We start from the raw sequence: 7,946 nt of genomic DNA, 5'->3' as shown, positions 1-7,946 counted from the left end.
GAAGGAGGCATCGATGCGCTTCTTCCACGTCTCGTGGTAGTCCCAGATCGCCCCCCACGCCACGCAGGCCTTGTAGCGGGGCTCCATGCTGGCCACCCGGGGGGCGTAGTAGCCGCCCAGGCTGATGGCCATGACGGCGACGCGCTTGGCGTCCACGTCCTTGCGCTTCTCGAGGTAGTCGAGCGCGGCCGAGCCCGCGGCCTCGTAGTCGTGGCGGAGGTAGATCTTCCGGAAGCGGATGGACTCGCCCGTGCCGGGGCCGTCCACGATGAGGCAGCTCATGCCCCGGCGCACGAGGTCGTCCACCCCCCGCATGTACTGGAGCTCCTTCGTCACGTCGAGGCCGTCGAAGAAGACGACGCAGGGCGCCTTGGCCTTCTTGGTGTTCTCGGCGCGGACGAAGTAGGCCGGGAGCTTCTTCCCCTTCTCGTAGGGGACCTCGACCTGCTCGATCCTGGGCCGATCAGTCAGGCGGGCGAAGCGGCGGAAGCAGTCGAGGGAGGTTTTGTAGACGTCCAGGGCCCGCTTGTCCTTGGGAGTGCGGAAGCGCTCGCCCATCTGGTAGTAGGAGCAGGCCCGGAGGTAGTGGGAGGCGGCGGAGAGGTTGCGCTTCTTCTTCTCGGCGGCCTGGCCCAGCGCCCGCACCCGGTCCCCCATCCACTTCCATTCGCTGAACCAGTGCTCGTCGTCCCCGAGTTTCTCGCGCAGGCGCCGGCCCACCTGGTCCACCTCCCCGATCTCGGACTGGCCGAATCTCGCCCCCGAGACCATGCCGCAGATGGCGGCCGACCAGCGGTAGTCCTCCGGGAAGTAGGTGAACCAGTTGGCGTTGGCGCGGGCTTCGGGCATGGGTCGCTCCTTGAGAAGGGTTTCCCCGGACAGGAAGACGGAAGATAGCCGCCGGATCGGTTGCTGAATCGGCGCGGGAATCATATCTTCCGGGGGTTCGCGCAAGCAAGCCGATCAGGGGGGCGGGCGAACCGTCCGCCGCCAGGAGGGAGCCGTGGCCGGGAATCCGGATCTCAAGGAAGTCTTCGCCCACATCGAGCGCAACACCGGGAAAATCGTCGCCGACCTGCAGGAGCTCTGCCGCCAGCCGAGCGTCTCGACCACCCACACGGGCATCGAGGAGATGGCGGCCCTGGTGAAGCGCCGCCTGGAGCGGGCGGGGTTCCAGGCCACCCTCCACCGGACCCCGGGCCACCCCATCGTGACGGCCCTCCTGCCCGGCAAGAACTCCAAGAATCTCCTTTTCTACAACCACTACGACGTGCAGCCCCCCGACCCGGTGAGCGAGTGGACGAGCCCGCCCTTCGAGGCCCGGGTGGTGGACGGCGCCGTGGTCGCCCGGGGCTCGACCGACAACAAGGGGAACATCGTCAGCCGCCTCGCGGCCTTCGAGGCCCTGCTCGCCGTGCGCGGGGAGCTCCCCTGCAACGTGAAGTACCTCATCGAGGGCGAAGAGGAGATCGGAAGCCCCTCGCTCGAGGACTTCGTCCTCGCGAACAAGGCGCTCCTCGCGGCCGAGGGCTGCGTCTGGGAGGACAACACCACCCGGGAGGACATCCCCATCCTCTCCCTGGGCAACAAGGGCCTCTGCTACCTGGAGCTCACCTGCCGCACCGCCAACGTGGACTTCCACTCCAGCAACGGCCAAATCTACGAGAACGCCGCCTGGCGGCTGGTGTGGGCGCTCTCGACCATGAAGGACGAGAAGGAGAACATCAAGGTCGAGGGCTTCCTCGACGGCGTGAAGCCCCTGAGCCCCAAGGAAGAGGCCATGGTCGATCGGATGAAGCCCTACAACTTCGCCGACCGGGTGAGGAAGTTCGAGCTGCGGGGCAACCTCCTCGGCCTCTCCGACAAGGAGCTCACCCGGCGCCACCTGACCATGCCCACCCTCAACATCGCGGGCTTCGACGCGGGCTACACCGGCGAGGGGGTCAAGACCATCGTATCGGGCCGGGCCCGGGCCAAGGTGGATTGCCGCCTCGTGGTGGACCAGGACCCGGACAAGATCCTCGCCTGCGTCCGGCGCCACCTCGACAAGCACGGCTTCGCGGACATCGAGGCCAATATCCTCTTCCGCTCCCTCCCGGCCAAGAGCGACCCCGAGGCCTCAATCGTGCGGGCGTGCGAGGCGGCCTCGCGCCGGCTCTACGGGAAGGACCCCATCATCAACCCCTTCGGAAACGGCAGCACGCCCACCTGGATTGTGCTGCGCCACCTGGGGGTCCCGCTGGCCTCGACGGGGGTAGGCCGCATCACCTCGCGCACCCACAGCGCGAACGAGAACCTGAAGATCGCGGACCTGATCGACGGCGCCAAGTGGATGGCCGCCATCACCGAGGAATTCGCCGCTCTGTAATCCGGAGGACCGCCCGTGGCTTCCAGGGACCTGGCGCCCGTCTTCGCCCACATCGACAAGAACGCGGATCAAATCGTCGCCGACCTGCAGGAGCTTTGCCGCCAGCCGAGCGTCTCGACCACCCACACGGGCATCGAGGAGATGGCGGACCTGGTGAAGCGCAGGCTGGAGCGGACGGGCTTCCAGGCCACGATCCACCGGACCCAGGGGCACCCCATCGTCACCGGGCGCCATCCGGGCGCCGGGCGAAAGACCCTCCTCTTCTACAACCACTACGATGTCCAGCCCGCCGAGCCGCTGAGCGAGTGGACGAGCCCGCCCTTCGAGGCCCGGGTGGTGGACGGCCACGTCATCGCCCGGGGCTCGACCGACAACAAGGGGAACATCATCAGCCGCCTCGCGGCCTTCGAGGCCCTGCTCGCCGTGCGCGGGGAGCTGCCCTGCGACGTCAAGTACATCATCGAGGGCGAGGAGGAAATCGGCAGCCCCTCGCTCGAAGCCTTCATCCCGGCTCACAAGGCTCTCCTCGCGGCGGACGGCTGCATCTGGGAGGACACCTTCCGGGAGGACGTGCCCGTCCTCGACCTCGGCAACAAGGGGCTCCTCTACCTGGAGCTCACCTGCCGCACCGCCAACGTGGACTTCCACTCCAGCAACGGCCAGATCTACGAGAACGCCGCCTGGCGGCTGGTGTGGGCGCTCTCGACCATGAAGGACGAAGACGAGAATGTGAAGGTGGAGGGCTTCCTCGACGACGTGGCGCCCCTCACCCCGAAGGAGGAGGGGTTGCTGCGGCGCATCCCGCCCTACAGCGGCGCGGAGCGCAAGCGCAAGTTCTCTCTGCGCCGCTTTGTGCTGGACCTGCCGGACGCGGAGCTCCCCCGGCGCCACCTCACGGTGCCCTCCTTCAACATCGCGGGCTTCGATGCGGGCTACACCGGGGAGGGGGTCAAGACCATCGTCTCGGGCCGGGCCCGGGCCAAGCTCGACTTCCGCCTCGTCGTGAACCAGGACCCGGACAAGATCATGGCCTGCATCCGCCGTCACCTCGACAAGCACGGCTTCAAGGACATCGAGGTGCGCAAGCTCTTCCAGAGCTACCCGGCCAAGAGCGACCCGGAGAGCGCCCTGGTCGAGGCCTGCGCGCGGGCCTCGCATCACCTGTATGAAAAGGATCCGGTCATCAACCCCTTCGGGATCGGGGGGACGCCCACCTGGATGGTCATCCGGGAGCTGGGGATACCCCTGGTGAGCACCGGGGTGGGCTACGTCACCGCCCGCACCCACAGCGCGAACGAGAACCTCAAGGTCGAGCACCTGACCGAGGGGGCCAAGTTCATGGCCGCCATCTGCGACGAGTTCGCCTCCCGCTAGCGGGGGAAGAGGAGGGACGCACACATGATGGTCGCGAAGGGAGGCAGGCTGGGCGAGGTGGTGGTGGCCCGCCTGGTGGCGGGAGAGGACCTGCTGGAGGGCATGACCCGCATCTGCAAGGAGAGCGGCATCCGGAACGGCGTCATCCTCACCGGCTTCGGGAGCGTCTCCCGCGCCGTGGTGAGCGGGACGGCCACGGCCAAGTTCCCGCCGGACGAGTTCTACAAGATCGACCGCTCCGAGGGCATCGAGATCCTGGCCATCAGCGGCGTGGTGGCCGACTACCACGTGCACGCCCACGTCGCGCTGTGCACCCCCGCCGAGAGCTTCGGGGGCCACCTCGAGGCGGGCAACATCGTCTTCAGCCTGGCCGAGATCGCCTTCGCCAAGATCGAGGGGATGAACCTCAAGCGGATGCGCGACCCGGTCACCCAGCAGCGGCTGCTCCAGGCCGTCGAGTCCTACGAGGGGCTCCCCGAGGAGGATGAGGGCGGGAGCCTGCACGACGTCGCGCACCGGATGAAGAAATAACGGCCCATCTTTCCCTGAAGGAGTTGCCATGCACGTCTACGATCTGCAGAAGGAAGCGGTGTTCAAGCCCGAGCGCCACGTCGAGAAGGTGCTTGGCCGGTTCGAGACCCAGTGGGACAAGGTGGACGTGACCGTCGCCTGCTGGGAGCCCGGCCAGGTGAGCCCCAACCACGCCCACCCGGACGCCACCGAGATCTACTTCTGCTTCACGGGGGGCGGGAAGATGAAGGTGCCCGGCCAGACGGTGGACGTGAAGCCCGGGCAGTTCATCGTCCATCCGGCCGGCGAGCTGCACGAGTACACCAACGGGCCCGAGCGCACCCTCCTCTACCGCGTGCGCTGCGGGGCGGGCATGGTCTCCCGCACCAAGGAGTGGCCCACCAACAAGGAGTGGAAGGCCAAGCCCGAGGACATCGAGTATTACAAGGGGAAGTGAGGATGCCGTCTTCGTGGGGGCGGGTTTCAAGCCCGCCCCTATGTGCCATCTCACGCACACCTGTAGGGGCGCACGGCCGTGCGCACCTACGGAAACCCTGCCTCAGCGAGACGATGATGAATTTCCCCTTCCCTCTGGGAGGGGGTAGGGGGAGGGCAGGAAACTTCTTTTCCTTTTCCTGCAATGGAAGGGTTACCCTCCCCTCTGCCACTTGAGCCACCGCCCCATCCACTTCCTGACGCCGGGGGTGAGGCGGGTGCGGTTGTAGAGGTCCCCCGTCTTGCGCACCGCCTCGGCCTGGGTGGGATAGGGGAGGATGAGATCCGCCAGGCCCCTGAGCCCCGCGCCCCTCTGGATGGCCAGGGTGTAGAGGCCGATCATGTCCCCCGCGTTCCGGGCGACGATCGTGGCGCCCACAATCTCGTCCGTGCCCTTCTTGACCCACGCCTTGGCGAAGCCCTCCGTCTCCCCGTCCAGCACCGCGCGGTCCACCCCCTCGAGCGGCTGGACGAAGGCCTGCGTCTCGATTCCCTGGGCGGCCGCCTCGGCCTCGGGCGTCCCCACCGCCGCCACCTGAGGGTCGGTGTAGGTGCACCAGGGGATGACCAGGGCGGAGGCCCTCCGCCGCCCGAGGAAGAGCGCGTTCGCCAGCACCGCCCGGGCCATGAAGTCCGCCGCGTGGGTGAACTGGTAGCGCGAGCACACGTCCCCGGCGGCGTAGATGCGCGGGTTGGTGGTGCGCAGGCGGTCGTCCACCCGCACTCCCTTGCGCGGGTCGAAGGCGACGCCCGCCGCCTCCAGGCCCAGGTTCTCCACCCGGGGCACCCGGCCCGCCGCCACGAGGACGGCCTCAGCCCGCGCCTCGCGCTCCCGGCCGTCCGGCCCGGCGAAATGGATGACCTTTTCTTCTCCCCGCGCCTCGGCGCGCGCGATCCGGGCCGAGAGGACAACCTCCACTCCGTCCCGGCGCAGCGCCTCGAGCACGATGCGCCCGGCCTCCGGGTCGTCCTTGAGCAGGAGCCGATCCGCCACCTCGAGCAGGGTCACCCGCGCCCCCAGGCGCTGGAAGGCCTGGGCCATCTCGCACCCGATGGGCCCGCCCCCGATCACGGCCAGCCGGGCCGGGCGCTCGGTCAGGCTGAAGAGGGTTTCGTTCGTGAGGGGGCCCGCCTCCGCCAGCCCGGGGATGGGGGGGATCCCCGCCCGGCTCCCGGTGGCGACCACCGCCCGGGCGAAGCGCAGGGTCTGGCCCCCCACCTCCAGCGCGCGGGGGCCGGTGAAGCGCCCCTCGCCCAGGAAGACGTCCACCCCCAGCCCCTTGAAGCGCTCGGCCGAGTCGTGATGGCTGATCCGCGCCCTGAGCCGCCGCATCCGCTCCATGGCCGAGGCGAAGTCCGGCGGCGTCCCGTCCTCCAGCCGCGCCCCCTCCGCCCGCGCGTGGGCGCTCCGCAGGAGGCCCTTGCTCGGGACGCAGCCGAAGTTGAGGCAGTCGCCTCCCAAAAAGTGCTTCTCGACGAGGGCCACCCGGGCGCCCAGCCCCGCCGCCCCCGCCGCCGCCACGAGGCCCGCCGTCCCCCCGCCCAGGACGGCGAGGTTGTAGGTCCCCCTCGCCTCGGGATTCTTCCAGCCCGGCGGACGGACGTTGGCAAGAAGACGCTCGTTGTGGGCGTCGCGGGGCTCGATCATGGAGGTGCTCATGGAAGGCTTCCCTCCCCCTTCCGGGCCCTCAGCTTCTTGTAGGCGGCGGGGACGAGGGCGAGGACGGCCAGCCCCGTCAGGGCGATCATGACCTGCGGCGTGAAGATGCCCCCCACGCTGAACTCCCCGCCCCTCTCGAGGACGCTGCCCAGCCCGGCCCCCACCGAGGCGAGGACGAAGGTGGCGGGGATGATGCCGAGGAAGGTGGCGATGAAATAGATGCGGAACGGTACCCCCAGGAAGGCCGGGACGAGGTTCACGATGAAGAAGGGGAAGATGGGCATGATCCGGAGCACCAGCAAGTAGCTCAGGGCGTTCTCGGCGAAGCCCGCCTCCATGCGCTTCATCCAGGGACCGGCCCGCCGGCGCAGGGGATCGCCCAGCGAGGTCTTGGCGATGAAGAAGAGGATCGAGGCTCCGATGGTCGCCCCCGTCACGATGCAGAGGGTGGCCGGGAGGGTGCCGAAGAGAAAGCCGCCCCCGAGGCTCATCACCCCCGCGCCCGGGATCGAGAAGGTCACCACGGCGATGTAGAGGAGGATGTAGAGGATGGGCGCCGTCCATCCCAGCCGCCCGACCCAGTCCTGGAGCGCCTGGTGATTCTCCCGCAGGGAAGCGAAGGTCACGTGCTTGTCGAGGCCGGCGAGGAAGAAGAGCGCCAGCGCCCCGATGAGGACGAGGGGAGGGAGCCACTGCCTCATCGTAATCCGGCCGCTGGTTTTTTCCGCCATCGGGCGATCCGTCTCCGCCGGTGGAAGGTTCATGGGGCGCCTCTTCCCGCCGGGGCGCATGGCGCGCCTGTACGGGCGCGAGGTGAAAGGGGGCGGGCCTACTTCTTCAGCACCCCGGGCCAGTTGCGGTCCGCCTTGGCGATGTGGCCGGGGATGTCCTTCTCCCACCTCCGCTGGATGGATTTGCTGTAGTTGAGATAGAGCTTCCCGTTCACGATCCTCCAGGCGTTCGGATCGATGTCCGCCGTGTAGCCCTCGCTCACCGCCCAGGCGCAGTAGCCTCCGTACTGCGGCGCGTAGCGCTCCGGCCCGGCTTGAAAGGCCTTCTTGTTCGGGTCGCTCGCGAAGCGCCAGGTGGCCCCCATCCAGGAGAGGCTGTGCGCGGCCTGTCCCTTCACCGGCTTCCCTTCCTCGAAATAGGCGACGGGGTCGTAGCCGTGCAGGGCGAGGCCCCCGCGGGCCAGGTTCAGGGGGGCGGCCGCACCGGCGGGGGCCCCCGTCCCGGCGATGAGCGCCAGGGCCAGGAGAACCAGGCCGAGCGGCTTCCATCCGAAGGGCCGGGGCGTCATTCGTCACCCGCTATCTTATTGTTTCATAAAGGGCATTTTAGAAACCGCCGCCGGGGCGGTACGTCATCCCGCCGCTTCCGCTTCCCCCCGCCGGAACAACCCGGCGGGCGAAGCGATTCCCGCCCCGCCGTTTTGGCCTGGAATCCGGGGCGAATATAGATCAATATGGGGCGGGACTCTATTCGGCCGGTTGTTGCGCCGGATCCAGATCCGCCCCCCTCTCCAACCCTCGGAGGAGA

The 7,946-nt window shown here is 68.6% G+C and carries 8 protein-coding genes; 4 read left to right on the top strand and 4 right to left on the bottom strand.

Features of this window, described 5'->3' with window-relative positions:
- Positions 1-849: alpha/beta hydrolase (locus tag HYZ11_10960; GenBank protein ID MBI3128114.1), on the bottom strand; the 849-nt coding region annotated here is incomplete at its 3' end.
- A gap of 154 nt (positions 850-1,003) precedes the next feature.
- Between HYZ11_10960 and HYZ11_10955 the strand changes: the two genes are divergently transcribed.
- The 4 genes from HYZ11_10955 to HYZ11_10940 are packed head-to-tail and all read left to right on the top strand — an operon-like array spanning position 1,004 to position 4,709.
- Positions 1,004-2,368: a M20/M25/M40 family metallo-hydrolase gene (locus tag HYZ11_10955; protein MBI3128113.1), complete on the top strand. Its 1,365-nt coding sequence runs from the start codon at positions 1,004-1,006 to the stop codon at positions 2,366-2,368.
- 15 nt (positions 2,369-2,383) lie between these two features.
- Positions 2,384-3,742, top strand: coding sequence for a M20/M25/M40 family metallo-hydrolase (locus tag HYZ11_10950; protein MBI3128112.1), 1,359 nt, complete (start codon positions 2,384-2,386; stop codon positions 3,740-3,742).
- 24 nt (positions 3,743-3,766) lie between these two features.
- Complete coding sequence (locus HYZ11_10945; GenBank protein MBI3128111.1) at positions 3,767-4,273, top strand: DNA-binding protein; 507 nt, start codon at positions 3,767-3,769, stop codon at positions 4,271-4,273.
- 28 nt (positions 4,274-4,301) lie between these two features.
- A complete protein-coding gene (locus tag HYZ11_10940; GenBank protein ID MBI3128110.1) occupies positions 4,302-4,709 on the top strand; it encodes a cupin domain-containing protein in 408 nt (135 codons plus the stop codon).
- 192 nt (positions 4,710-4,901) lie between these two features.
- Here HYZ11_10940 and HYZ11_10935 read toward each other — a convergent pair whose 3' ends face one another.
- The 3 genes from HYZ11_10935 to HYZ11_10925 all read right to left on the bottom strand — a co-directional run bounded on the left by HYZ11_10935 (position 4,902) and on the right by HYZ11_10925 (position 7,707).
- Positions 4,902-6,407: a mercuric reductase gene (locus HYZ11_10935; GenBank protein MBI3128109.1), complete on the bottom strand. Its 1,506-nt coding sequence runs from the start codon at positions 6,405-6,407 to the stop codon at positions 4,902-4,904.
- Positions 6,404-7,138 carry a TVP38/TMEM64 family protein gene (locus tag HYZ11_10930; GenBank protein MBI3128108.1) on the bottom strand — a complete coding sequence of 245 codons (735 nt, stop codon included), beginning with the start codon at positions 7,136-7,138 and terminating at the stop codon, positions 6,404-6,406. Before HYZ11_10930 ends, HYZ11_10935 begins: the two co-directional genes overlap by 4 nt.
- 98 nt (positions 7,139-7,236) lie before the next feature.
- Positions 7,237-7,707, bottom strand: a complete 471-nt coding sequence (locus HYZ11_10925; GenBank protein ID MBI3128107.1) for a YHS domain-containing protein — start codon at positions 7,705-7,707, stop codon at positions 7,237-7,239.
- Positions 7,708-7,946: the final 239 nt, after the last annotated feature.

The sequence above is a fragment of the Candidatus Tectomicrobia bacterium genome (genome assembly GCA_016192135.1).
Classification (GTDB): Bacteria; UBA8248; UBA8248; order UBA8248; family UBA8248; genus 2-12-FULL-69-37.
The sequence above is the reverse complement of the archived record's forward strand: the minus strand, read 5'-3'. Positions and strand labels throughout refer to the sequence as shown.